Consider the following 25,521-nt stretch of genomic DNA (forward strand, 5'->3'; position numbering starts at 1 on the left):
GAATATTGTAAATAGGAGAGTTATATGGACTCACAGTTAAAGAAAAACTTATCGAGTGCAGAGTATTGGTTTCGTGCTGTTTATAGTCTGTTTTTTTTACTGTGCGCTAAAATTGCTGGAACTCTGATTTTATTAATTGCTCTTGCGCAGATAATTTTTACGCTAGTCACGGCTCGGCCGAATGATCGGTTGGTGAGCTTTGGTGGCAGTTTGGCCAAATACATATTCACTATCTTTAATTTTGTAACCTGTAAGTCCGAAGACAAGCCTTTCCCGTTTGCGGATTGGCCACAGGCGGACGCAGTTGATGATGATATTTCTGCTACTGAGCCCATTGAGCCGGTTGCAGATACTGCCGAGCAGGTTACAGAGCCTGAAACTGCGGAAATTACCGAAAGCTCTAGTGATGAGGTCGAAAAACCGGGCGATAATTCGATCGGAAAACCTTCGCAGGATACGTAATGGAGCTTTATCTTCTGCGACATGGCGATGCAAATGCTTATGCTCAAAGTGATGCCCTTCGCGAGCTATCTGTTCGTGGGCGTCAAGAGGTTCGTAATACCGTTGTGGCATCCAAAGAAGCGTTGGCATCTTTAGATGCAGTGTGGGTCAGCCCGTATCTTCGCGCGCAACAAACATGGCATGAAGCGAAAGCGCTATTGTCCTGCTCACCGATTGTCTCCACAGAATCTGCCATTACGCCTGATGGGCAGATTGATGTTGTTATTCGTAAGTTAGAACAAAGCGATGCAAAACGTTTATTACTGGTTACCCATCAACCTTTTGTGGGTGGCTTATTAGAATCACTGTGTGGCTGTGAGTCGGGACGCTATTTCATGGGCACCGCGAACATCGCCGCTGTTTCTTTGCCGTTAATCGCGCCTGGGCTTGGTGAGCTGCAATGGTTGCATCAGTCTAGTGTGTAGTGCATGGCGATAATGGAGGGTAAATGCTCGGCTAGATCAATGAAGGAATGTTCGTATGATGTAGCAGGCGTAACGTTAAAAGCAAAACTTTGGTCGTCTGAATTCTCGCAAGAAACGTCTGCGCAAAAGACTCCTCGTCGAATAATTGCTTTGCATGGTTGGTTAGATAATTGTGCAAGCTTCGATGGCATCGCTGAAAAACTAAATGCCGATATTTTATGTTTGGATCTGGCTGGCCATGGGTTGTCGGGATTTAGGCAGCACTTGGGTGCGTATAATGTTTGGTTGGATGTACCGGAAATTTTAGCCGTTGCCGATCAGCTTGGTTGGAAAACATTTGAGTTGCTGGGGCATTCACGGGGTGCAGCGATTGCGTTTATTTTGGCAGCAACTTTTCCTAAACGTGTAGAGCACCTGTATTGCTTGGATGGCATTTTCCCATTAATTTCTGAGCCAGAAAAAGCACCGGAACAACTATTCAATTCGATTAATGGTGTTAGAAAACAGATGGCGCGATCAGCCCATCATTACCCTACATTTGATGCTGCCGTTGCCGCAAGGCAAAACGGAATGTTCCCTTTATTGCAGGAAGATGCCATCTCTTTTGCCAAGCGTGCCGTAATTAAGTCTAAAGAAGGCTATGCTTGGCGGTATGACACTAAGGTAGGTGCGCCTTCAGAATTACGATTAACCTTACTGCAGTTAACGGCTTTTGCAGCGGCTATAAAATGTCCTTTGATGTTATTTGTTGCCGATAAGGGCATCATTCATGGCGATGCTGGGGTGCAGGCTCTTTTGGCTAAACACCCTTTGTGGGAGCAGCAATATTTGGTGGGTGATCACCATTGTCATATGAGTGTTCAAGCCGATGCCATTGCTCAATGGTTAAACGATGTTGAAAGGATGAAAGATTGATAATGTTGAGAGTTTTTATTTTCGTTAGTGTTTTTTATGCCTTACCGGCTTTTTCCGGTGGTGGCGAATCGGCTATTACTCCGTTTTTACCCAGTGATCACCGTTTGGTATTCAATCAATATAAAGAAAATGCTGAGTTACAGTGGACGTTATCGTCAATTAAAAAAATCAACGGCCGTTGGCGCTATGATGAAAGTGCAAAAACTCAAGGGGATATGTTCAAGCAAACTTATGAGTTTAATGGTGTTGACCGAAAGTCGTTAACTGAAAAAATTGACCAGCTTAGTTTAAATAAACAATGGAAAACGGTTTTTGGCTGTGAGGGTTTAGCGTGCGGTAGAAGTTATGGTTGGAGTGAAATATTCAACAATAAGGCTTTGCATGGGATCGATAGTAGTCAGCGCTATTGGGTTTGGCAGACTAAAAATGCTTGGTACAGTGCTTTTATTGTTGAGCGTGGAAATCGCAGGGTGTATTTGCAGTGGCTGGAATTGTCCTTAACCGATGAGGCGCCACTGGATGCTTTAGCTAAAAGCACTTTGCTTATCTGGGAAAATCAAGGTTTTGCACTATTGCCTTCTCAGACATTAGACTTGAGTGAAGCTAAAGGCGCAGATGCAATTTCTACAGAAGATATTGAGTTACTATTGCGCTGGCTCGATGCTCGGCCGCATCGCGAGTATGCTGTTGTGGGACATAATGAAGTGTTGAGGTATTCTTTGTCTGAGCAAGAGTCGCATTCATTGCGTGATGCTCAAGCTTTGTTGTCCGTACTAAAAAGCACCTTAAAAGATTATTCCTTTAAGGTTTATGGTTTGGGGTCTATAGCGCCTAGGGGGCAGCGGGATCGACGTATTGAAGTTGTGCCCCTTAATAAAAACTAGGCAATAGGTACTGTGTTTCGTCCTAAGTTGTTGGGGAGCCCCATTTCTTGTCGCAGGGTATCGATAAGGTCGCCGTGGTTACGTCCATTAAAACGATGGTAGCGTCCATGTTTCCAGTTGCCGAAATTGCCCCCAACCATTAAGGCAATATCGGTTTGTTTGTGGCTATCGCCATTACCAACACCAGAGCCAAATAATACAGCGGTGCCATCGAGCAGGGTGCCGTTGCCGTGAGGCGTATCTTTCATTTCGCGCATGAAATTTGCGCATAGCTCGGCGTGGAAAGTATCAATTTTTACCCAGTCGTTATAGCGTCCGGCACGGTTATGACTAATTGAGTTGTGGAAGTGTGTGCCTATTCCAATATCTCGATATTCACATCCGGCGGCTTCTCCACCAGCGCAATAAGTAATGGCGTGCGTTAGTCCACACTCAAATGCCTGCGCCGCTATTTTTGCGGCAATGCGCGCATGATCGCCAATAGAAACATTTAAGCTGCCGTTATTTGGGTTTGGAATATTGTTAACGTTGGGTTTTGGGCAAAACTGTGAGTCGTTATTGTTATTTTCCAGCGCGATTAAGCTTTGCTCTAAATTATTCAGTCGATCAAAATAATCTTCCAAGCGTGCGCGATCATCTGCCCCCAGTTGATTACTAAGGCGAAGCCTATCTTCTTTTATGTCATCCAATATGCTGAGCTTCATTTGACTGCGGCGATCTAGCCCTGCGCCAGGTATTGCATCTGCGCCGGCATAGAGTTTGTCGAATTCATCCCTTAGAGCCGAGCGCAAAGGTAGTAGGCGATTGTTAGTTCCCCAGTTAAGTGCATTTTTAAGGGGGTTGTAGTAACGGTTGTTGTTGGGCTTGTCGAGCTGGGAATTTCCGGCTAATTGCAGTGAATGCACTTTGGTGCGGGCAAGGGCGTTATGGGCTTCGGCCACCTCTTGGTCTAGCGAAGGGCGGTGTGTTTGGCTTTCGTCGTTTTTAATACCGACGCCTGTTAGCCAGCTAGAAATAGCAATCATATGTGTATTGCCATTACTACCTTCTTTGTCGCAAGCGTTATCCATTCCGCGGTAAAGGCTAATGTCATTTTTTAAACCTAAGCGATCGAATTCTCGCAACGAACAATTACTTAGGTCAAAATCGGTTTTGGTGCCGCTTTCGGGGAACCACTTTTCCTCAATAATGCCGTTAGGTACGTACATGGCAAAAAAGCGTGGGAAGGCGTTTGGCGCATCGGCGAAAGCATTTGGTGAATGAAACATGCCTTCTAATAACGGCAAGCCCACGGCAGTGCTAATGCCCGTGGTGCTACTGCGTAAAAATGTCCGGCGGTTTAATGTTATTTTCATGGTATGGCTCCTGTATCGACGGATATTGTTATTGGATAGTTCCGGTATAGGTGCTTGTCTTACTGGTGAGAATAGCTTTTAGCAAATCCCGAGCGCCGACCTCGCCATCAATGGTCGCTATATCCACGGCAGTATCAATTGCGCACTGATCCTCGGTGCTGCGTGTTGGCTGAACCTTACGTCCAATGGCATGGATTAAAAATTTCGTTGCGAAGCAGGGTGCGAAATGATCTTTTTCTGCAATTACGCTAATCATTTCAGAGGCATTGCCAAAGCTTTTACCGTAAAGCTCGCCGTGTACGCTAAGTGGGTCACCGTCTGGGTCAAAATTAACGGTTTGTCCTGCTAGGCCAAATTCAGTAAATACCCAACCAATAGGATCTATTTCGGCATGGCAGGTTTTACAGGCATCGCGGCTGGCGCGATCTTCAACTTTTTCTTTTTCTGAAAGGTTGGAGTTAGCTTGTTGGTTTACTGCATCTTCTACAGCAGGATTATCTAAGGGGGGCTCGGGTGCTGTGCAAGTAAAAGCTTCTAACGGAATAACACCGCGAACAACAACCGATGTTTTTCCGCCGTCAAAAGCTTTTGCTAAAACAGAAGCGTGGGTCATCAAGCCTCGTCGGCTACTGCCGACTGGGAAGTTTGTTTGTATAAAGGTGTTGTTATTTGTGGTTACCGCTAAGCCGTAATGTTGTTGTAGGCGGCCATTCAAAAACGAATATTTAGCGGTGTAAAGTTCGTTGATCGGTAAATTGTTTTGAATGATATGGCTAACGAATAAGCGTGTTTCCGTTTGCATGTCGTCTAATAATTGTTGCCAAGCAGAGTCGGTTATATTGAGGTCTGAGCCTTCTTGTTTATAGCCTCCAAAGCCAATCCATGAATCGACAAACACATTGGCAAACCGATTAAACTTGGTGTCGGTCATCATGCGATTAATTTGTTGGTCAAGTTGTGGCCCGCTTAGCTGATTATTTTTTGCAGCATTTAATAGTGTGGTATCGGGAATGGAACCCCACAGGGCCATGGCCAATCGATCGGCCAATTCCGCAGGGGTTAAATCGCGCGCTAATGTTTTATTGTCGGCGACTAAAGCAAACATAAAGCGCGGTGAGCTAATCATTGAAGAAATTACGGCTTTGAAACCGTCGTTATCGTTGCCGGTTTTATTACTCACCTGACGGCGTAAATCGTCAAAGCGCTGGAATTCGGCGTTACTTAAATCGCGACGGAACATTAATTGCGCAGCAGATTTTGTGGCGCTTTCAAAACAATTGCTGGGCGTGGGGTGGGGATTGGCGTTGCATAAATCCGTACCGCAATAACACACACCGCCAGCGCTGTTGTTGCAGTCGGTTGCTTCAGCGTATCTTTCTCGGCAGTGATTGGTTGTGGTGCATTCGCCCAGAATGGGTTGTGGTTCGATGAGGGCTACGGCATCGTTACAGGCGGGAAAACTGCCTGTATTTACAATGGTTTCGGCAGCAGTCAACGCGCCTTCGAGTAATGCGTTGGTCCAATCTTCGGAGGTACTTAACGCGCTGCCCACGGTGGCAAAACCGCCAATGACTTCGGTTTCTTCTGGCAGTGCGTTGATTATCGCCATCGCACCTGTGCCAAAAACATCATCGACGGCATTGGCTATTTCAATTTTATTTAATCGGCGCATAGGGGATGCTTTTTGGATCGGGTCGTTGCAGTTGGCAGCTTGGTAGCCTCCGTTAAAGGTTTCCATTATGTAGGCGCCAATATCTTCGGCGCATTGGCCTTGGCATAAATGCGCGCCGCCATTGGGCATTTTGGTATCGATATACTGCGTTAAACCGCCAATAGAGCCGCAACTGGAGCAGGATTCAAAGGCATCACCTTCGCGCTCTATTAAGGCGCCACCTTTGTTGGCAATACCTTCGCCGTCATCGCCATGGCATGAAGCACAAGAACCTGCAGCGGTATCGCGAAAATATAAGGTTTCCCCACGCTCAATAATTGTGCCTACAACGGGCGCTTCGCTTGAAGAGGATTCATCACTTTGGCTGCTTGAGCTGGCACTGCTTGGCGTATTTTTAAACAAACTATTCTTGATGTAATCGGTCACCGCTTCGGCGCAGGCTTGGCCGCAATCTTCGGGTTTGCCGTCGGGCATTTCATCGCGAATCACGGCAATCATTTGCGCGACACTCAGTTGGTCATGCTTAAGCGGGAATAAGCTACCCGTCCCTTCGGTTGAGTGGCAAATGCCAGCACAGGTCATTTCATAGAGGCTTTTACCATCCAAGCTTTGCGGTACTGAAGAGTGCGCGTCCTTGGATGAGGGCATGCTGCTTGATGGCTCGGGTGTAGCGCTAGAGGTAGTGTTGCTGGAGGTGTTGCCTTCTGGTTCTGCAACACAAGCGACTAATAGCAATGCGCTACAGCCGATAAGCATGGATTTAAGCTTCATGATTGACCCTTTTCAGCTCTGCTGGCTGGCGATGTTTATTCTTATTTGAAATTATATTCTGTATATGGTGTAAATATAAACATATGCAGTAAATAATTTACGTGTGACGGTGGTGAGAGTCAATAGACAAATAATATAAGTGCACAATATGGAGACTGGGTCACAGTGAATTGCGCGTGTTACTTCATGTGGGTCAAGTGTTATGGAAGATAGGGGGGGTGGGGTGAGGTGTGAGGTGTAGCTTCAAACAGTTGATTGCAGCCGTCCACGGTAAGGTGGTATTACTCCAGCTTTTGGGCCTCCGTTAGCGAAACTAGCGAGGGCAAAATGAGACAATTATTTTGAATGCCGGCACCGGGTGATGGAATACTCTGGCATAAAATACTTTGTCTAAAGTGTTTTCCGCGTACGGTAGGTTTAGTGCTTCGCCTTGGCCCCAAGCCTAAGTTGCCTAGGTGGGTGTGTAGATTAGCGCGATGGTTGTCGAGGTGATCTTGTTGTCCTTGCATAAAGAGGGGATCGTTCGGCATGTTTACGTCGTAAGCGATCGCTAGTTGACTGCCTAAAAAAGCGGTGCGGGATGTAAGTGGGGCGATGAGATCTGAATTTTGTTGCGTTAGTCATAAATCAAATCGCGCCATGTCATCGACCGCACTTTCGTTTTGGTGTATCGCTAGCCAATTCTGGTGAAATAATTAATCCCGTGAGTGTTGTAGGGCTAGCGAGTATCGGTTCGAATTAACTGTTGATTTAGTCGCTGTGGAAAGGGAATGTTCAAGACTCAATCGGGTTTTGTTGCGCCACTGATAATTACTCTGACTTGAACTTAGCTAAGTGGGTGAGGATCGTCTTTGTATTGTAAATTGTGCTTTTGACTTCCCTCGTTTTCTTTTCTATACCCCTGCCACCATTATTCTCGTTGTAACTTTTTTCTTAATATTTAACTCATTATCTAAAGCTAAAATTTTCGCTTGCTGAGGATTTTTTCTTGTCAGGCGTCTTTAATAGTCGACACGCAATGAATGATGGCTTTTATTGGGAAGTCGTATTTGTTTGTCAAAAAAATACAAAATTAAAATTAATTTATCCATTAGGTGTTTTTATGAAAATGTTACCGAAGATAGCTCTTGCAGGTTCGTTATTGGTCGCTAGTCAATTTGCTTCAGCGCGGGACTGGACTTGCCATGCTACTATTTTTTTAACGGGTTCTAGTCAGTCATTTACTCTGCCTGGTTGGAAGCAATCGGGTAATATATTTGTTGATCGTGAAAAGAAATGTAAAGAGGCTATCGATAAATATGCTTTAAATAGCGCTATTTATGATAGGTTTTCTTTTTCTCCGGCTCAAGAAGTTAGTCTTTGTAAAACTGGCGGGGCCACGTTTAGAGTTGAATATGGTTTTGATAAGCGACCCAAAAGTTGGCAGTTTTCGAAGCGAGTGGCGCCATCATGCAATGTTGTGTGTGATGTTAAAGGCTTCAATTAAAAGTATGATCCATGTGTAGAAAAAATTAGAGAATATTATGAAAATGGAATGCTGATCATTGACGATGAACTAGCTTGCGATTATTTATGTGTAATCGCATTTTAGTTTACAAGTGGTTGCGCTAAGTGGCCAGCTGGACGGCGTTTAAATCTAAACAATGATTGAGACTTATGAAACCTACTTGGATTTTTTCTATTTTATTGGCTGTAGTGGTCAATGCATGTTTATGGCTAAAGTATGCCAATGATGTCGACTCTCCGTCAGTGAGTGTGGCGTCGACAAACGCTTTAAATCCCGCTGAGAGCGCCTGTGCTTCACAGTTGGATGCGCCCGTTGCTGGGTCACCGATCTCTGGGGGGGCTGTAGCGGACTATTCTGAAGATCTTGCGAAGGTTGGGGCTGGGCGCGCATCAATACCATTGTCTGTGTTGAATGCCTCAACGCTTTCAGCACAAAGTTTGCCGGCACCCTTAACCTTAACGGCGCTTGAAGAGCTGACTGCTTTATTGCAGGGTGATGAGCTTAATTTTATAACAAGTAATGCGATATATGAATTAAAAGAGCGTTTAGTGGGCGAGTTAGAAAATAACGGGGCATTACAAGCAGAGGTGATTGATTTGTTTTTGGCTGACCCCGCTGGTGATATGGGGCAATCATTAAAAGCTGTGTTGCAGCGCGTATCAAGTCCTCATGTCGAGGATATGGCCATAGCATTGGCTCAGTCTTTGGATCGAAACGAGTTGCTGATGGGGTTGGAGATATTACAGCAGCAAAATGGTGTAGATTCTGGGTCTACTTATGTCGGACGTAACGCAATCCTTATGCACGCTGAGGATGCTGAGGTCGTTATTGCTGCGTTAACTGGCTTTACGGAAGCCCCAATGAGTCTTCAGGATCAGGGTGAGACTTTGGAGGTTATGAGTCAAATGCTGGTGCACGAAGATGAGGGGGTTCGCGCAGAAAGCCTTCGAGCTTTTGGTCGCATGGCTAAGACGATGGAGGGGTTGGAGCCAGTGCTAGCAAATTTAGACGGTCCAAATGCTATCGATGCTGCTTTTGCTTTATATGAGAGTCCAGTATCTTCAGTAGTTTTACGGGATGTGCTCGTGGCTCGTATGGCTGATGCTAGTTTGGATGTGGAGTTGCGACAGGTTCTGGCTGCCACATTGAAGCGCTTTTCACTTGCTCCTGAGCAGCACGACGCCTATGTGGCCTTTAATAAAAAGCACCCTGTCTTAGAGTGAACAGATCTAGTGTTACCGCTACAATGATCAAGTATTGCCGCGTCCTTATTTACATGTTTGTGTTGAAAGGGTGGGGATTTTTTTGATCGTACTGAGGAAATTTTTTGCTCAATCGTCTTTATGTGTTAGTGGGTAATTGAGTTCTAGGGCGCCTCAAAGAGTGGGTAGTAGTGTATTGGCTAAATACTTTACCACGTTGCCGTTGAGCTTCTTCGGTACGGATTCACTGTTTGTGCGAATTACGTTTGTTGTATGGGAAATAATAGATGTCGAGTACTGAGGTTCTAAGCCGGGAGTTTGTCGGCTGTCGTCGCCTCTTAATGAGGCTGGTGTCTAGGGTTGTACCGCATAAGGATGTTGAGGATGTTGTTCAGGATACCTATATTCGTGCGTGCCAAACCGATTATGAGGTTTATCAGCCACGTTCGTTCTTGGTGACAATTGCTCGTAATCTGGCGCTTGATCATGTTAAGCGTGCGGATAATCGTTTGTGTGATTCAATTGACGATGAGACGGCTGATTTATTGAGTACAACGCTCATAAGTAATGATGTAACCCTGGCCGAATGCGTTTCACGCGAGCGCTTTGCTCACTTTTGCGGCGCTGTAAAAGAGCTGCCGGAGCAATGTCGGAAAGTTTTTGTACTTAAAAAAGTCTATGGTTACAGCCAGAAAGAAATCGCCAAACGTCTAAATATTAGCGAAAGCGCTGTCGAAAAGCACGTTGCTACTGGGCTGAAGCGGTCTCGCGATTATATGAAAGCGATAGATTGTGAAGAAAATGTTGTGGTTAGTAATAAAATTTCTACGTTAGGCGGTGGTAAATGAATAACGAAGAATTATTGTCGTATTCTAGTATTGAAGACGAAGCCTGCGCATGGGTTGCGCGTCTGGATCGCGGCCTGAATTCAGAGGAAGAGCAGGGTTTCTTGGTTTGGTTAAATACAACGCCAACACATAATACGATTTTCTATGGCGTGGCGAGTTACTGGGATGAGTCTGACGTACTAAGTAAGTTAGCAAAAAATAAACCACTGATTAAAAGAAATGTTAACGAGATTCGCGTTTCAAAATTCTTGATTTTACCGGTAGCGGCTTCAGCTCTATTAATGATGTTGACTTGTTTTTTTGGTTTGTTTCGTGATGGGCTAGGTCACGAATATTCAAACGGCGAGGCGGGGCACTATGCTGCCGAATTTAGTACTGGTGTTGGCGAACACTTGTCTGCGCCACTACCGGATGGTTCCGTTTTAACTGTTAATACCGATTCTGACGTTTCAATTTCATTCGAGCCATCAATAAGGAAAATAAAATTACTGAAGGGTGAGTTGCATATTGAAGTGGCTCATGATGAAGGTCGCCCCCTTTTTGTTTTTGCGGGTGACAATTGGGTGCGAGCAGTTGGTACAGCTTTTAATGTGCGTTTGCGAACCTCGGATACGCTGGAGGTTACGGTTTCAGATGGCGTAGTCATTGTTAGCGGGCAAGACATTGACTTTGATGAAGCCATTCGACTGAATAGTGAGTATGAAAATATCGATGACCTTTCCTTGCGTCGTGGGGATGTTGCGGTTATTGACGGGGATCGTCACGATAGGCAATCGCTGAGTATTTCTGATGTAAACCGAACACTCTCGTGGATGCAAGGGAATTTGGTTTTTACGGGTGAAACCCTACAAGATGTTTTGGTTGAAATTGAGCGGTATACGCCTGTGCGGTTTGAGGTTTCGAATGATAAACTTAAAAATGTGAGGGTTGTCGGGGTGTTTCAAGCAGGTGATGTCGACGGTTTTTTGGCATCTATCGACGAAAATTTGGGTGTTCGTAATATCTTTCTAAGCCGAACGAATATACGCCTAGAAAAAAATTAAGTTTTATAATCGGGTGGGCGATGTGAGTAGCGTATTATAAAATTGTAATTAAGAACTAGTGATCAATATCGGCTGATCGCTACTGTTTTTACTTTCAATTATGTTTTTAGTTGTATAGGATCGCTGCCGATTGAGTTGGCGCGGTGGATAGATACCTCCTTGAATTAAAATTCACAAAGTGACCCTTGGTGTTTCTCTTGGTTTCATTGAACCTCCCAGCTCTAATAAACGTCATTGACGATTCATTTGATATTTATAGAGATTTATGGTTTCGTGTCAATTATCTGTTTTTTATATAAGTGCTATCTGTAAAAAACTCGTTTCCTGTCTGAATGTTATTCTAGGTCGAATGGATGGCCGAATGTGCTGGCGCCGTCTTATTCTTAGATGGGCTGCTGTCAAAATATTTATTGTCACCGCTCTATGCTACTCCCCTTTCTCTTCGGCTGCTGACGCTTTCGGTACACCAGTGGGGCTGGCAGCAAGCCTGCCTCAAGACGGTGTTGCTTCAAGCTTAAATAGTGTCAGTCAAAAATTCGGTGATCAGTATTTTGATTTTGAGGTTCGGCAGGATGCGCTGCACGTTACGCTAATTCAAATTGCCAGTGTCTCTGGGTTAACCCTATTTTTACCGATGCAAATACTTGAGGGGCTGCAGTCCAGGCCTATTGTTGGTCGTTATAGTGTCGATGAAGCGTTTAAAATTGCATTGGATGGCTCTGGGTTGGAAGCGCGCGTTACAGCTGAAGGTCGACTTAAGTTATCAAAGGCGGAAGCCTATCAGTTGGCGAGTCTAGACACCGTTTTACCCGAGTATTACTCGTCGCCTGAGGTTTTATATGAAGAGTTGTTGGTGGAGGGTATCCGTAACGCTTTTGTTGTCTCGACACAACTTAAGCAAGAGGCAGCCAATATTGTTGAAGTGGTCTCTGAGGAAGATATTGGTAAGTTGCCAGATAATAATGTCGCAGAGGCTTTACAGCGATTGCCTGGCTTGCAATTGGAGCGTCGAGGTGGCGAAGGTAGTATTGTTCGTGTTCGTGGTTTCAATCAAAATAAAATATTATTCAATGGGCAAAGTTTCCTAACGGGCTTGGAGTTGTTTCAGTCGGGAGGGGGGAATTATGAAGGTTCATTTGAAAGTATACCTATCGATATACTCACCCGGGTTGAAGTACATAAAACGCCGGTGGCTTCTGGTATAGAAGGCGCCGTTGGCGGAACAATTAATCTTGTGAGTCGAAGTGGTCTTGATCTTGATGATTTTCTTGTTGTATCCGAGTTGGGGGGCGATTACGGGAAGTATTCTAGTAAGACGAGTCCGTCTGTTTTTTTTATGCTGGGAAATAATTGGAATGATAAAGTCGCAGGCATATTCTCTGTTGCTTATGACAGTCGCGTATCAAATACGGACCACATCGCTTTATTTTCACCTGGCGGGCACGCTAGTATTAAAGATTCGAATGTGGCTGGGCAGCAATTTCTTTTGCCAACGCATGCTGAAGTTGCTAGTGCTCAGCAAGAGGTAAATAAGTTGGGGGTTGTGCTGAACTTAGGTTATAAGTTCAGCGAGAGAGCGACGGTTAATCTTGATTGGGTTGGATTGCACTCTAATTACGTCGTCCATCAGGACAAAATTAATCATCACTTTACGGTGTCTGAGGATGATCAGCCCATAATTGATTACAGTGGTCCGCTAGGTGTTCTTGCGAGCGGGAGGTTTACCCCTACTGACGCAACTATCGACTCGAGTGCAGAGAATAACGAAGTCTCAGCGAACAACATTACTTTACGCTTAGATGCGGCCTTGGGTGATCAGTGGCATATCGATGCAAAAATGCAGGTACTTGATTCGTCACTTCACCAGAGTGTTGGTGGTATAACATCAATTTTTTCGCCCTATTTTGTATCGAAGTGGATTGGCGATAGTACCGGTACACCATTTGGCTTTGAAATGACAAGCCCTACAGGGTGGTTATGGAATAGAGAGAATACAGAAGATGATGCAACTTCACGTGATTTTCATTATCAGTCGGGGAGGCGGCCCTCATTAAGTTATGTGAATTCTGAATGGCTTCAAGATCCACGTTATTTGGATTTTAACAATAATTTTGCACATGGTGCCGAGTCGTCAGAAAGACTTTATTCTTTTCGTTATGATATGAAATATGTGCCGCAAGGGTATGCTTGGACTCACTCTATTAAATTTGGTCTACGGCTTGAGGAAGATGATGCTCAATATGACAAAATTCGCTATTTGACCGACTACAGCCAAACGGTAGGTGCCGCTTCGCCGAACCTTTATGATATGAATGGGGGAATTGTAACTCTGTCAGATTTTAATCGTCTGGCAGCGCCAGATTTGAGTAATTATAACGGTGCCGTTCGGGAAGCAAATTACTTGGATTTATGTAATAACGGGGGGCTATTGGCGGGTAATATCTGTGATATTGATGGCGACGGTTTAGATGATAACCATCCGATTGGACCGTACGGCTACAACACAGCCTACCTTGGGTGGCTTGCCGCTGTTAATCTAAGTACATCGAGCGGCTTATCATTGGCAGAAGTTTTATACGGTGAAGATCTTGCTCGAGTCGGCACTATGAATTCCCCATCTTTTACCGCAAAGCATACTTATACGGAGCAAGAAGGGCGTACTCGCAAGGAGTCAAATTTTTTCCCTTCTGGAGGATATTTACAGAACATTACATTGCCGGACCTTAATCGTGTGTCATCTAATATACCAGCCTGGATAGACGCCGTTACACCAGGGGCCCCGACAACACATTTTTTGGCGCCGCTCGATTCGTGGATAGTAAATCAAAAAACTAAAGCATTTTACATTGAAGGTGATTTTAGTTTGGCTGACTACCCCCTCGAAATAAATCTTGGTGTGCGCTCTGTCAGAACGCAGCTTTCTATTGAAAAAAATGTTGTGGATTCAACGACTAAGAGCTGGCGTATTACCAGTGAAGAATTCGGCTCTAATGGCGTTTTACTTTCTTGGCATAAGGAGGTAAAGCGTAGGGATTATTGGAATCATCTTCCGGCAGTTAATGTGATTTGGGATCTTGACGGTAAAAGTCGGGTGCGTCTAAGTGCAGCTAAAGTCATGTCTCGACCTCGTTTGCAGGATTTAGGTCGTGGCTTGACTGTAAATTCCTGGGAGAATAGTCCGGCAGTACAATTGAGTATTTCACCTGAGGATTGGGGTGGCCTTAACTCCTCTGTTTCGAATGGAGCACAGGGGAACTCTGAGCTTATGCCGTATCTTATTACTCAGGCTGATGTGGGGTACGAATTTTATGGTGATCCAGCGAATTATTTTATTGCAGGAGCTTTTTATAAAGATATTAAATCTCTAATCTATTCAAGAGAAAAAGTGCTTATGGGCGAAGGTTTTGGTAATGCGGGGGCAAATATTACTGAACCGGAAAATCAGCAGGGTGGTCGGGTGGTCGGTTTGGAACTAGCGTTACAAAAAATGTGGTCCACTGGCTTCGGTATCCATTCTAATTTTACGCTATCTGACTCTAAAACAAAGCTTTCAAGCTTCAGCGAAAAGGATCTTCCTTTGCCCGGTATATCAGATGAAGTACTCAACTTTGTCGGGATTTATGAAAATTCGGATTGGAGTGTGCGCTTGGCGTATTCTTGGGTTTCAGCGTATCTCTCGCCACAGAATACTTTGCGATCTATACGGTACTCACCTCAAGAGTCGGGCTCCTCGCGGGAAACCTATGATTTTGCAAATCACCAAAATAGCTTCGGCCGATGGGATGCTCGTATAAAAAGGAAGCTGAGCTCTTCGGTGTCGGTATCGCTTGATTTGAGTAATATCACGGGGGAATCACAAACACGTTATTTGGAATTTGATAATAACCCTCTTGCTTACAGTCTATCCGAGCCACGGTTAATGCTAAATATAAAATATGCATCTTTCTGAAAATTTCCATCCATATTGTGGTTATTTAAATAATCGACTTCCTTGCAGGCCCTTTTAGCTAAGGGATAAATTTTTGATTGGTTCCTAACTTCGCCTTTTAGTCCTTCATCGTTGGTTTAATCAAACTTCGTAACCAATGCGCTGTAGAATTATCCAACGTGAAGTAGGCATCAATCTCGCTTTGCTGCTGCCAATACTGGTCGCCATTTTTGAAGAGAAATGCGCGCGTTAACATGCGGCGTTTGGGATTGAGTTGTTTGACGACTTTGGCAGGGTTGCCTGCGGCGACGCAGTTGGCAGGGATGTCTTTAGTGACGACTGAGCCAGCACCAATTACGCTATTTTCCCCAATGCTAACACCTTTTGTAATTATTGCGCGGGCTCCAATCCATACGTTATCGCCCAGTGTTACGGCGGCGTTACAGCGAAACGGGCGTAAACGATTATAAAGGCCGTGCCAGTCTGAATCGTGAATTAAAACTTCAGTGGCCAGCATACAATTATCACCGATATCGATTTGAACCATCGATGTAATTTCTACGCCGGGGGCAATTAAGCAGTAGTCACCCATAGTAATTTTACCCTGGTGGGATTTGTCGCCCCAGGTGGTGAGTTTAACGGGTTTGTTGGCCGAACTAATCAGGTGTAAGAAACGACCGGCTTTAATAAACGGGCCGTTTACTTGCAGTGTTCGTGGGGCTAAAAAACGCGCGCCTTTACCGAGTTGGTCAAAGTGAGGGCGAACATGGTAATGGCTATACCAGCGATTCACGCGTGCAAGTAATTTTTTGAGCCAAAAGGGGCGATGGTCTTTGCGCATGATGATTAACCTTTGTTGGGTAGCCAAACCAAATTGGGGAATGCGATCAATAAGGTTAAAACGATTAATTGAATGATCACAAAGGGCCACACTGATCGGTAAATTGTGCCTAAGGAAATTGAGTCGGGCGCGACACTCTTTAAGTAAAAGGCGGCGGGACCAAAGGGCGGCGTAAGGTAAGACATCTGCATGTTCACTGCAAATAAAACACCAAACCAGACGGGGTTGTAGCCTAGCGTCACCACGATAGGGACAAAGATAGGCATGCATAATAAGGCAATGCCGATCCAGTCCATAAATAACCCTAGCACTAATAAGACGGCCATCATTGTGATAATGATAACAATGGGAGGGGCATCTATGCCTAAAATTAAATCCTGAATAAATAAGCTGCCGCCGATTAAGTTATAAATACCCACCAGTAAACTTGCGCCGATACCGACCCAAATGATCATGCCGCAAGCCTCAAGGGTTTGCTTTAGCGCACTTTGAATATCTGCCCACTTTAAGCGGCGGCGCATTAGGGCAACAAGCATTACTGCAGCAACACCTAAACAGGCTGCTTCTGTTATGGAGGCTATGCCCTTATAAATACTGCCTAAAACTAATCCCATCACCAACAAAGGTCCGATAAACCCTTTTAATTTATCGGCTGTAGACATCGAAAATTTTTCGTGAGCTGGCGTTTTTGGGCGGTGTTTGGGGTTGAAGCGGCATTGGCAATAAATATAAACAAGGTAAGCTCCGGCCAACAGCATACCGGGAATAATAGCTGCAATAAATAGGTCGTTAATGGGCGTATGGCTGGTTAGGCCATACACAATTAATACAATGCTGGGCGGTATCATGGTGCCCAGTGAGCCGCCTGCGCAAACGGTGCCTATCGCAATACTTTGGCTGTAACCCATGCGTAACATTTGCGGCAGGGCGATTAACCCGAGCAGAACAATTTCACCCCCGATAATGCCTGACACTGCGGCTAAGCATAAACCGGCGAGTAATGTTTGCAGTGCTAAACCACCGGCTAATTTAGGCGTGCTTGCGCGCATGGCGTTGTACAGCTCTGCTGCTAAGCCTGTGCGGTCTAATAGCGACGCCATAAAAACAAACATCGGCACTGCGACTAAAATATATTCATTTATAAAGCTGAATACACGGCTGGTAAGTAGTGGTGCAGCGTGCCAATCATACCAGCCCAGTGTAACCAGTAGCGCCGTTGCGCCGGTGGCAAAGGCTAACGGAACACCGCACAATGCAAACAGCATAATCAATGAGACGAACAAAAAAGAACCTAAGCCTAAACCGAGTTGCTCGCCCCAAAAAAACACAGCGCCCGCTACGAGGAGTGTAATGGCTATAAGTAGTGCCGGTAGAATCGCTTCGTTTTTGGTTGTTCCGGTTAACAGTGAACTGTGAGTTAAGTAAATCCGTAGCCGTTGCCAGCACTGGCGCATTGCCACGGTAAAGAGTATGGCAAAGGTAATGCAAAGTAGGGTTTTAATAATGGCGGGTGTTGCAGGGTTCCATGCGCTGCCAGTGCCTTCAATACGCCAAAAGCCACTGGGCGTTACCCAGCTATTTATGGCAGCGGGCAAGCTTGCGATAATCATCGCGGCTAAAAATAGGGCGGTAACAACACTGGCGAAGAGCTGCAATTTAGCGAGTGCTTTGGGTTCTTGTGTTATAGGTAGTTGAATTGAAATATGTTGTTGGCGAATGAAAACTTGAATGCCACCTAACAAATAACCGCTGGCTACCAAGGCAATAACACTCTCGTGCACCCAAAGGGTGGGTTGGTGAAAAACATGGCGCGCAATAATTTCCCAAACGCTGGCAGCAAACGCCAGAAAAAATAAGGCCCCGCTAAAGCCGGTGAAATAGCCTAAATAATTATTTTTTATGAGCGAATCTTTCATTGTTGCGCCTCACCAGTCAGTAAACCGTTCGCACGTAAATAAGCGGTAACTGTGGTGAACACCTGCTGGGCCATAGGGCTTCTGCCTGCCCAGTTTTGCCATTGGGATTGTGCTATATCGCGAAAGGCTTTGCGTTCTTCGGGTGACCAGTTAATAACCTCAATGTTAGGGTCTTGCTGCGCTTGTGCCACGGCAACGCGGTCTTTCTCCTCAAGTTCTTGCACCATGTTGATGGCTAACAACTTAACCGATTGTATTAATAATGTTTTATTTTTGTCGGATAAGGATAGCCATATTTCTCGGTTCATCGAGATTTCGACCATGGGCATCGAGTGAAACCCTGGGTAGATGGGGTAGCGTGCAAAGCGGTGCATGCCCTGGCTGTGATTGCTGGCAAAGACGGTGTAGTCGGCGGCATCAATGACGCCTTTTTCTAAGGCGGTATAAACTTCTGACCCTGGTAAGTTAACAGGGCTTGCGCCAGCAGCGGCGAAAATTTCTTGTACCATACCTTCGGGGGCGCGAAGCTTTAAGCCTTTTAAATCGGCTACGCCCGTTAAACGTTTATTGCTTAAAAAAGATTCTAAGCCAGTGGCAGAAGCGCCAATAAATTGCAGCCCATAGGGATTAATCAGGGTGTTGTACAGCTCATATCCTCCTCCGTTATCGATAAAATCTAACATCTGATCTGGTGCGCTCCAGGCGCCCACGAGATTGCCAAGCATCGCAAAAGCAGGGTCTTTACCCGAGAAATATGAAGGGTCTCCAATATGACCATCGAGAATGCCTGCACCCACGGCGTCGAGGGTTTCGTTGTATTGCACTACGGCACCTGCTGGCAGTAGGTGAATAACAATCTCACCATTAGAGCGTCGTTTTACATCGTCAGCCCACTGTTGCTCGATGGCAAAAAAGTCATCGCCCGCAGCGGCCGATGTTTGGAATGTCCATTCAATATGTGAAGCCGTTTTAGTGGTGGGCCTAAGCAAGGCCATTATTCCGACGGCCACAATTGCCGTCAAAATAATAAGGTTTGGGAGGGATTTTGTCGGCATAGATGGCTCTGTTCGAGTGAAGACAGGCATGGTTTGTGATGCCGTAATGGAGTAATTCAGTCGTTTTATGGTGAATTTTGTTCAAAGTTGAAGTTTCGCACATTCACAGAGGCCAATCGAGGCTTAGTCGTGATTTATCGTTAAAGTAACGATAAAACTCATCGCAAGGGCGCGGTGTAGTTATTGGACTTGGCAAGGCGCCTGAACTTGATGGATTGCGGATTGCCCATTGGTTCGTTGTAATATGCTCATTTTTTAACGCATTTATAGAGTACGCTCGGCGTTGCTTTGATTCTTTAGTTTGAATAGCCTAATTCAGCGATGTTCTGGCGTAAGGGGTTGATGGCTTAAGTGGAACGCGTTAATTATTGGTGTCTTTTTTAGGGCATGGTTCGCAGCATAAGTTTAGGGGCAAGTGCTAGTATCGGGATGCTATTATTTATAGCGTATACGGTATGGATGCCTTTACAAAAATTATAAGATCTTAAAGATCACAGGCTTAATCATGAATATGAAACAGGTGTTTACTCAGGCGGCCGCGGCTGCATTTTTTATCCCTAATGTGGTATTGGCTGTTGATGATGGCAGCCAAATGAACGATAAATTTAGGCTTAACTTTGCAGGCTATTTACCACAAGCCAGTAAAACGGCATTGTATTTAACCGGTGATAACAGCGGACCTATTTCTTGGTCTTTAGCGGGGGCTAGCTGCAGCGGTAGCGAAGATACTTTTGTCGCCAACGATAAAAGTTCGGACGATAGCTTTTACCGTATCGATTTTTCACAATGTACCGAGATGGGCGTGGGTTTAAGGTTGACTGTGGGTGCGGATCAGTCGGCGCCGTTTGATATTTCTCCAGACCCTTACGGTAATATCAAATACGAATTTTTTGACTACTTTCAAGATCACGAAACAAGCGCCACTTTTAGTAATGCTAAAAATAATTGGCAGGAGGGTTTAAGTTTAACTTTTTCCTATGTTAAAGATGCTGGCGACAACGGGGCTTATCCAACCAATACGGCAGAAGCGTCTTGGGCATTAATCAATATATTGGAAACTTATCCCGCTATTAATACGTATTACAGTGAAAATATGGCCGGGGCAAAAACGGTTTATGAGCAATTGTTGGTTTTAACGGATCAATTTCGATATGTGTTAAATCACAATGGTCATTTGGCTATTCCTAAGTTTCACACCAATGTTAATGCCACTTGGGCCGCTTGCGCGCCGTACATTAGCGGAACTTGTATTGCCGAACCGGAAACCAAAGCGACTTACGCTACAGCGCGTACACTTGCGGCAATGGCTCGTTTGCACGTGGATTATGGCAGTATTCAAGATGCAAATATTGCGTACCAACAAGCGTTGACGGCATTAAACGGAGCCATGAATAATCCTGTTGTGTGCAACCAAGCTGATGCTTTTGGCGGTGAGGGAGGTTTTTACCCGGATAATGATAATACGAGCTTAATTCGTGATCCGAAATCGAATAATGATAATTGTATTGCACACGAAGATAATACTGAGGACGACCAATACTCGGCATTGGTGGAGGTGTATCTAGCGGCTGAAAAGTTAAATAATTCTGCTGATGCTGCTACTTACAAAACACAGGTAATGAATCATCGACGTTTTAACGAAGTGTCGTCTTATTGGTGGGGCGCTGTTGCTATGGAGGGTGGACTTTCCTTGTTAGCCAATGAAACGTTACATGGCATTAATCTGGAAGCCTTCAAAAACGATTTGCTATCCAAAGCGGATTCTATTTTGGGCTTTCAGTCGGTAGGGTATCCGGGCGTGACTTGGGACCCGAATTCAACGAAGTGGAATACGGGTGATCAAGATACTGTCGATAATAACGTGCGCTGGGGTTCGAATCGCATGGCTTTAAATGATGCTCGCCTATTAATGGCGGCGGCTGAAGTGGAATCGGCACGCAGTAATGCGGATGCTGCCGCAACCTATGCGAGAGGTGCGGTTAGCGTGTTGGATCATATGGCGGGCATGAATGCTATTAATGTTGCGATGTTCACCACCCCGGGGTATGCCCAATTCGAGCATGCAGTTACACGCACCCATGATGGCGCAAACCCTAGCGATAGCTGGCCTGGGAAACTGGTATTAGGGCCAAATAATTGGACCAATGCGGGTGATGGTGCGATGCCTGTTTTTGGTTCACAACCGGGTTTGAAAATGTTTTCACTGACGGGTACCGGGTGGTCGTCCCGTGAAATTTCCATTGATGCCAATGCTTCGCTGGTGCCAGTAGCGTATTTCACAACAGAGGTTGCGCCTGTGCTATTTTCGGCTTCACCGATTAATAGCATTTCTGAGCCGGTGGTGAGTGCACCGTCTGCACCCGTTAATTTAACCGCGGCACTGGTCGGTGAAAATACCGTTACACTTAAATGGTTTGAGGGTGGTAGCGCGAATAATAGGGCTACGACCTATGCGGTTTACTTTTCAGCGGATGGTGTAAAGCCGAATAATCCCGCTGTTATGTTAAGTGCGGCTAATACTCAGTGGATGACGGACGTATTAATACCGAATACAGAATATCGTTTCTGGGTTGAAGCGCAGAACGAGGCGGGTGTTGCGGTAAGCGAAAGCCTTCAAGTACGAACGCAGGAAACGACTACGCCGGCGGAACCGGTGAAAGCGGGGTTTTTCTCGTTGAATTATTTATGGATGTTGCTAGGGATTTTTGGTTTGAGGGTTTACCGAGCGAAGTTATAATTCACACATCGATAAAAAAGGGGCCTGCGCCCCTTTTTACGTTTTAGGGCAGCTCGAGATATAAATCGTGGATAGTTATGGAGATACCGTTAGGTTGGCTGTTAAAGAGTTTTAATTGGAATATTCGACTAACATTTTCCAACACTAACCCCCTTGCGACCATTTCTTTGATGGGAATTCTTACTTCTGTTGTTGTGCCAGCGGCTATGCGCGGTAATGCTATGCTTGGAAATAAATTGCAAGCTCGACCACAGTCGGCGTCAACAATGAATCCCCCTGTAGTATCTTCGCCCCATGAGTTAACGCTGTAATTTAAAACTACTTCACCATGAAAATAATCAGATAAATTTTTAAAGGATGAAAAATTGTTAGATGGATCAGTAAACTGAGTGTAAAGCCATGAGTAACCACCATTGCTCGCGAAATCGGCTTGAATGCCCGAGTCTATATTACTCAGTGTAATCCCCATGCCTTTACCAATTTCAAGTGATTCACTCGCCTGTAAAAGATTAATTGTTTCTGCTGAGTCTGGGCGTGGCGGTTCGTTGATGACCGGACGGCTATAGGATTGGCTCATTCGGATGTTATCGATTTGGTAGGTATGTGCATCTTGTGCCCACCAAGGTTCGCGAAACATAAAAGCGACATCCAATTGGCTAAGGTCAACACCACTTTCAACAAAGTCTGCCAAAGCGACGGTAACCGTTTGCCAGTCATAGGTGGTTGTAATTATTTTTTGCTCGCTAGTGCACGGCCAGCCACACTCTAAACCTAAACTAATGATTCCGTCTTCAGCATCGGTTTGGCGAACATCAAAACTGATTGCACCGTCTTGGTAGTGGGATAAATCTATACGCTTTACCGATGGCGGCCCTAAGTCGTCTGGTGTACCTATGCCAAACCAGCCGTTTGTATTTATTTCGTTGAGTGGATCGTTTGCGCCGAAATGAACTTGAATCACAGTATTGTGTGCTGGGTCTCCAGTGTCGACCATTTCCCAATTAATGTGGCGGTAACCGTTACCGTTAAAATGAATACCGTCGACAACGCCGTCGGGGTGGTCACTTTCGGCTTCATAGCTACGCAGTGCGCCATAGGTAGGGGCGACACAGTCGATAAATAAATCGTCTGGGCCTGCGTCGCAGGCATTCAGTTTGATGTTGATAGCGCCAGTAGTGACTGTGCCGGCTTCGCTGTGCTCAACATGAAAAGTTAATTGCTCGCCGTTCACCACGTTTGATGGCGTTAACATACGCAGTGAAGCGCTGTTCTCGCCATCGATGATGGTGGCTTTTTGGCCTGCGGTTTGTTGCCATTGGAAGGTGCCGGTATTCACATTCAAGATGCTTATTTCAACGTACTGACTATTGAGTGCTGAGATGTCGGGTGCGAGATAGTCAACGCTATTCCCAGTTTGAGTATCGCTTGAGATGCGATCGCTATTACTACCGCAGCCAATCAGTGCGGTTGCTGTTAATAAGATGAGCGCGAATTTGCGCATCGGTTTAGATGAAGATGACGAGCTTTTCCAAGTTGCCATTGTTTTTTGAAACATAAGTAGAGTGCTCTCTTGTATCGGGTCGTGTTTAACGCAGGAAATTGTGTGTTGTGATTGAATAACACCTCAGCGGAGCAACCCCTCCATTTTATTTTGATGTAGGCAGAGGGCGAGGTTCTTCTGGTGCACATTTGGGGCGCCATAATAATTGTTACAAAAATATTTTGTAACAATTTTGCTTTTAACCGATAAAGGGTTGTTAGGAGTTTCGAGTACTTATGGTTTGATGTGTAGACTATTGAAGTAAACTTAATACTTGCTGAGGTCGGGCGTTGGCTTGTGCGAGCATGGCCGAGGCGGCTTGCTGCATGATTTGAGCAGAGCTGAGACGTGCAGTTTCCATTGCGTAATCGGCATCTAAAATCCGAGCGCGGGCACTGCTACTGTTTTCGAGTATGTTGGTTAAGCTTGAAATGGTGAAGTCTAAACGATTGCTGACTGCGCCCAGCTGTGAGCGCGTGTCGTTAATGGTTTCTAAGGCGTTGTCGACGATGGTAATTGCACGTTGTGCCGAGCCTTGCGTAGAGACATCGAGCTGATTGATTGCAGCGCCACTAATTCCGTTACTTTGGCTGCTGTTGGTGTTTTTCCAGCCGGTAGTGCTGAATGCGGCATCACCAACATCCAGTGCAATACGGTTACCGCCTTCTGCACGTAATACAATACCTGCATTAACGTGGCTTCTGTCTTCTACGGCTGCCGAGGCGCCGTTGCTAGCATCGCTGCTTGAATTTAGGAGTAAGGCATTCCCGAGGTCGGCGCGGCCAAAGGCGGTGGCGGCATCTGGGCCGATAGTGGGAACATCATGAAAGGTGATGCCGCGATTAGCCTCAAGTAAAATATCTGTCCCAAGAATACTTGCGCTTACACCCGTTTGGTCGCTAAAGCTGTTTAGCGTATCGGCCATTTCTTGGGCGCTAGTATCATCCCCAATTCCGACTATGGTGGTGCCGTTAATGCCGAAATCACCATAGTTGGTGGTTGACCAGTGATCGAAGTCGAACCCGTCCATGATGAGTGTGGCGTTGGCGTAAGCTTCTGCTGTTACGCCGGTTTGGGCGCTTGCGGCATTTATGGCGTCGATTTTCCCTTTGAGGCTATCGGTGTTGTTGTGGTCGATTTCGATGCTGTTAATGCTTATGTCGCCGCTTCCCCAAGCGGTTTCTGGTGCGGTAATACCGGCACCTTCAATAACCCCCGGCTTGCCCATGCTTTGCAGGCCCAAATTACTGAGGTCGGCGAGTTGCCCTGTTTGGCCTCGGCTGATGGTAATGTCGTCGCCAGAATTTGATTCTAAGACTAAGCGCGCGCTAGCACCGGTGCTGGAGGCTGAATAGCCGTCGGGCAGAGTGAGGGTAAAGTTAATCGATCCGCCGCTTGCAGTATTGGGCAATATGGAGGCCGCGGTTTTACTACCGTTGCCGTAATCGGAGCCTGCAACAGAGCCGGTGTCGGTATCGTTGAGGTTCATTTGGCTGGCAATGCCACCGATGCTGACGCCGGCATAGGTATTGGTGCCGTTGAGGCCATCACTCAAATATTCGTCGGCGGTGTTGGTGAAATAGACTTCAAATTGCGCCAAACCGTTGCCTCCACCCCAGTTTATCCCCATCGCCGCTATGGCGGTATCCAACGATTGATTGAGCTCTAGCTGATCAATGACGTCTTCAATCCCCGTAAATGCCGTATTGGCTGAAATGGCTTCGTCGAGCATTTTAACGGCGGTGTAGCCGGCTGAATATCCTGTGCTGCTAGATGGGGAACCTGGAGTTGTTTTAAGGGCGGCGGCAACGGCCGCAATGCCAACGGATGTTGGGTTGGCGACGGGGGTGTTAGCGTTAATGTCGCCGACTACGCGTTCATCGGCACCGTGTAAAAATTCAGCTAAGCCTTCACTAAACCAACCTGGCAGGGCGCCATTCACTGCATTGGGTACGCTAGCGGCCATAACGGCATGCACCATTTCGTGTGCAATGATGCGGTCGTTATAGAGTGGCGCGGAGCCCTCGGCAGAGACAAAATCGGCGAGATCAATAATCAGTTTTAAATTGGCCGGATCGTTCCATACCGCGGCAATACCGTTACCAACGCCGTCGCTGGTGAGTGTGGCTTGTTGTGCGGGGGATAAACCCGTGACATCTCCTGTGAGGCTCCCATCGGTTTCGGCGAAAATAAGGTCGATTTCGGTATTGGCGCCTGCGCTAAGGTCAAAAAATGTGGTCATCAGCGTTTCGGCTTCACGCATCCAATAGCTGGTTAAACCGTTAATGACCGATTGTTCTACAGAGCTGCCCGCTAAGCTAGCACCGCCCAGCCCGGCGGCGCTGCCGGTTGAATCGTTTAGCGTGAGATTGGCAATGTCT

Annotated in this window: 17 protein-coding genes; 10 read left to right on the forward strand and 7 right to left on the reverse strand. The window is 45.9% G+C overall.

The window, feature by feature from the left end; all coding sequences use genetic code 11:
• Positions 1 to 24: 24 nt before the first annotated feature.
• The 4 genes from AC3A8L_RS01135 to AC3A8L_RS01150 are packed head-to-tail and all read left to right on the forward strand — an operon-like array spanning position 25 to position 2,725.
• A complete protein-coding gene (locus AC3A8L_RS01135; protein WP_487960371.1) occupies positions 25 to 462 on the forward strand; it encodes a DUF4389 domain-containing protein in 438 nt (145 codons plus the stop codon).
• Positions 462 to 926, forward strand: a complete 465-nt coding sequence (gene sixA / locus AC3A8L_RS01140; RefSeq protein WP_487960372.1) for a phosphohistidine phosphatase SixA — start codon at positions 462 to 464, stop codon at positions 924 to 926. Before AC3A8L_RS01135 ends, sixA begins: the two co-directional genes overlap by 1 nt.
• 39 nt (positions 927 to 965) lie before the next feature.
• The gene (locus tag AC3A8L_RS01145) at positions 966 to 1,841 is read left to right on the forward strand and encodes an alpha/beta fold hydrolase (protein ID WP_487960373.1); all 876 of its coding nucleotides are present in this window, start codon (positions 966 to 968) and stop codon (positions 1,839 to 1,841) included.
• 2 nt (positions 1,842 to 1,843) lie between these two features.
• Complete coding sequence (locus AC3A8L_RS01150; RefSeq protein WP_487960374.1) at positions 1,844 to 2,725, forward strand: DUF4892 domain-containing protein; 882 nt, start codon at positions 1,844 to 1,846, stop codon at positions 2,723 to 2,725.
• Here AC3A8L_RS01150 and AC3A8L_RS01155 read toward each other — a convergent pair.
• On the reverse strand, positions 2,722 to 4,080 hold the full coding sequence (locus AC3A8L_RS01155; RefSeq protein WP_487960375.1) for a DUF1552 domain-containing protein: 1,359 nt from the start codon (positions 4,078 to 4,080) through the stop codon (positions 2,722 to 2,724). The genes AC3A8L_RS01150 and AC3A8L_RS01155 overlap by 4 nt on opposite strands.
• Before the next feature lie 28 nt (positions 4,081 to 4,108).
• Complete coding sequence (locus tag AC3A8L_RS01160) at positions 4,109 to 6,523, reverse strand: DUF1592 domain-containing protein (RefSeq protein ID WP_487960376.1); 2,415 nt, start codon at positions 6,521 to 6,523, stop codon at positions 4,109 to 4,111.
• Between the two features lie 1,018 nt (positions 6,524 to 7,541).
• Here AC3A8L_RS01160 and AC3A8L_RS01165 point away from each other — a divergent pair.
• The 5 genes from AC3A8L_RS01165 to AC3A8L_RS01185 all read left to right on the forward strand — a co-directional run bounded on the left by AC3A8L_RS01165 (position 7,542) and on the right by AC3A8L_RS01185 (position 15,072).
• Entirely contained in the window at positions 7,542 to 8,009 is a 468-nt protein-coding gene (locus tag AC3A8L_RS01165) for a hypothetical protein (protein WP_487960377.1), read from the forward strand.
• A 170-nt stretch (positions 8,010 to 8,179) separates the two neighbouring features.
• Positions 8,180 to 9,253, forward strand: a complete 1,074-nt coding sequence (locus AC3A8L_RS01170; RefSeq protein ID WP_487960378.1) for a hypothetical protein — start codon at positions 8,180 to 8,182, stop codon at positions 9,251 to 9,253.
• 266 nt (positions 9,254 to 9,519) lie between these two features.
• A complete protein-coding gene (locus AC3A8L_RS01175) occupies positions 9,520 to 10,080 on the forward strand; it encodes an RNA polymerase sigma factor (RefSeq protein ID WP_487960379.1) in 561 nt (186 codons plus the stop codon).
• Positions 10,077 to 11,123, forward strand: coding sequence for a FecR family protein (locus tag AC3A8L_RS01180; RefSeq protein ID WP_487960380.1), 1,047 nt, complete (start codon positions 10,077 to 10,079; stop codon positions 11,121 to 11,123). The genes AC3A8L_RS01175 and AC3A8L_RS01180 overlap by 4 nt, the downstream gene beginning before the upstream one ends.
• Positions 11,124 to 11,484: 361 nt before the next feature.
• Entirely contained in the window at positions 11,485 to 15,072 is a 3,588-nt protein-coding gene (locus AC3A8L_RS01185) for a TonB-dependent receptor plug domain-containing protein (protein WP_487960381.1), read from the forward strand.
• A gap of 97 nt (positions 15,073 to 15,169) precedes the next feature.
• Here AC3A8L_RS01185 and AC3A8L_RS01190 read toward each other — a convergent pair whose 3' ends face one another.
• Genes AC3A8L_RS01190 through AC3A8L_RS01200 form a run of 3 tightly spaced genes read right to left on the reverse strand, consistent with a single transcriptional unit; the run spans position 15,170 to position 18,863 of the window.
• The gene (locus tag AC3A8L_RS01190) at positions 15,170 to 15,892 is read right to left on the reverse strand and encodes an acyltransferase (protein ID WP_487960382.1); all 723 of its coding nucleotides are present in this window, start codon (positions 15,890 to 15,892) and stop codon (positions 15,170 to 15,172) included.
• A 5-nt stretch (positions 15,893 to 15,897) separates the two neighbouring features.
• Positions 15,898 to 17,808, reverse strand: coding sequence for a TRAP transporter large permease subunit (locus AC3A8L_RS01195; protein WP_487960383.1), 1,911 nt, complete (start codon positions 17,806 to 17,808; stop codon positions 15,898 to 15,900).
• Positions 17,805 to 18,863: a TRAP transporter substrate-binding protein gene (locus AC3A8L_RS01200; protein ID WP_487960384.1), complete on the reverse strand. Its 1,059-nt coding sequence runs from the start codon at positions 18,861 to 18,863 to the stop codon at positions 17,805 to 17,807. Before AC3A8L_RS01200 ends, AC3A8L_RS01195 begins: the two co-directional genes overlap by 4 nt.
• 505 nt (positions 18,864 to 19,368) lie before the next feature.
• Between AC3A8L_RS01200 and AC3A8L_RS01205 the strand changes: the two genes are divergently transcribed.
• Positions 19,369 to 21,600 (forward strand): cellulase N-terminal Ig-like domain-containing protein, encoded by a 2,232-nt coding sequence (locus AC3A8L_RS01205; RefSeq protein ID WP_487960385.1) that lies wholly within the window; start codon positions 19,369 to 19,371, stop codon positions 21,598 to 21,600.
• 43 nt (positions 21,601 to 21,643) lie between these two features.
• Here AC3A8L_RS01205 and AC3A8L_RS01210 read toward each other — a convergent pair whose 3' ends face one another.
• Both AC3A8L_RS01210 and AC3A8L_RS01215 read right to left on the reverse strand, forming a co-directional pair.
• Complete coding sequence (locus AC3A8L_RS01210) at positions 21,644 to 23,155, reverse strand: putative glycoside hydrolase (protein WP_487960386.1); 1,512 nt, start codon at positions 23,153 to 23,155, stop codon at positions 21,644 to 21,646.
• A gap of 238 nt (positions 23,156 to 23,393) precedes the next feature.
• Positions 23,394 to 25,403, reverse strand: coding sequence for a flagellin (locus AC3A8L_RS01215; RefSeq protein ID WP_487960389.1), 2,010 nt, complete (start codon positions 25,401 to 25,403; stop codon positions 23,394 to 23,396).
• Between the last annotated feature and the right edge of the window lie 118 nt (positions 25,404 to 25,521).

Source organism: Marinagarivorans sp., assembly GCF_982758155.1.

Coding starts and splice junctions, on each gene's coding strand:
- AC3A8L_RS01135 (WP_487960371.1), top strand. CDS start 25: ATGGACTCACAGTTAAAGAAAAACTTATCGAGTGCAGAGTATTGGTTT.
- sixA (WP_487960372.1), top strand. CDS start 462: ATGGAGCTTTATCTTCTGCGACATGGCGATGCAAATGCTTATGCTCAA.
- AC3A8L_RS01145 (WP_487960373.1), top strand. CDS start 966: ATGAAGGAATGTTCGTATGATGTAGCAGGCGTAACGTTAAAAGCAAAA.
- AC3A8L_RS01150 (WP_487960374.1), top strand. CDS start 1,844: ATGTTGAGAGTTTTTATTTTCGTTAGTGTTTTTTATGCCTTACCGGCT.
- AC3A8L_RS01155 (WP_487960375.1), bottom strand. CDS start 4,080: ATGAAAATAACATTAAACCGCCGGACATTTTTACGCAGTAGCACCACG.
- AC3A8L_RS01160 (WP_487960376.1), bottom strand. CDS start 6,523: ATGAAGCTTAAATCCATGCTTATCGGCTGTAGCGCATTGCTATTAGTC.
- AC3A8L_RS01165 (WP_487960377.1), top strand. CDS start 7,542: ATGAATGATGGCTTTTATTGGGAAGTCGTATTTGTTTGTCAAAAAAAT.
- AC3A8L_RS01170 (WP_487960378.1), top strand. CDS start 8,180: ATGAAACCTACTTGGATTTTTTCTATTTTATTGGCTGTAGTGGTCAAT.
- AC3A8L_RS01175 (WP_487960379.1), top strand. CDS start 9,520: ATGTCGAGTACTGAGGTTCTAAGCCGGGAGTTTGTCGGCTGTCGTCGC.
- AC3A8L_RS01180 (WP_487960380.1), top strand. CDS start 10,077: ATGAATAACGAAGAATTATTGTCGTATTCTAGTATTGAAGACGAAGCC.
- AC3A8L_RS01185 (WP_487960381.1), top strand. CDS start 11,485: ATGTGCTGGCGCCGTCTTATTCTTAGATGGGCTGCTGTCAAAATATTT.
- AC3A8L_RS01190 (WP_487960382.1), bottom strand. CDS start 15,892: ATGCGCAAAGACCATCGCCCCTTTTGGCTCAAAAAATTACTTGCACGC.
- AC3A8L_RS01195 (WP_487960383.1), bottom strand. CDS start 17,808: ATGAAAGATTCGCTCATAAAAAATAATTATTTAGGCTATTTCACCGGC.
- AC3A8L_RS01200 (WP_487960384.1), bottom strand. CDS start 18,863: ATGCCGACAAAATCCCTCCCAAACCTTATTATTTTGACGGCAATTGTG.
- AC3A8L_RS01205 (WP_487960385.1), top strand. CDS start 19,369: ATGAATATGAAACAGGTGTTTACTCAGGCGGCCGCGGCTGCATTTTTT.
- AC3A8L_RS01210 (WP_487960386.1), bottom strand. CDS start 23,155: ATGTTTCAAAAAACAATGGCAACTTGGAAAAGCTCGTCATCTTCATCT.
- AC3A8L_RS01215 (WP_487960389.1), bottom strand. CDS start 25,403: ATGCGTGAAGCCGAAACGCTGATGACCACATTTTTTGACCTTAGCGCA.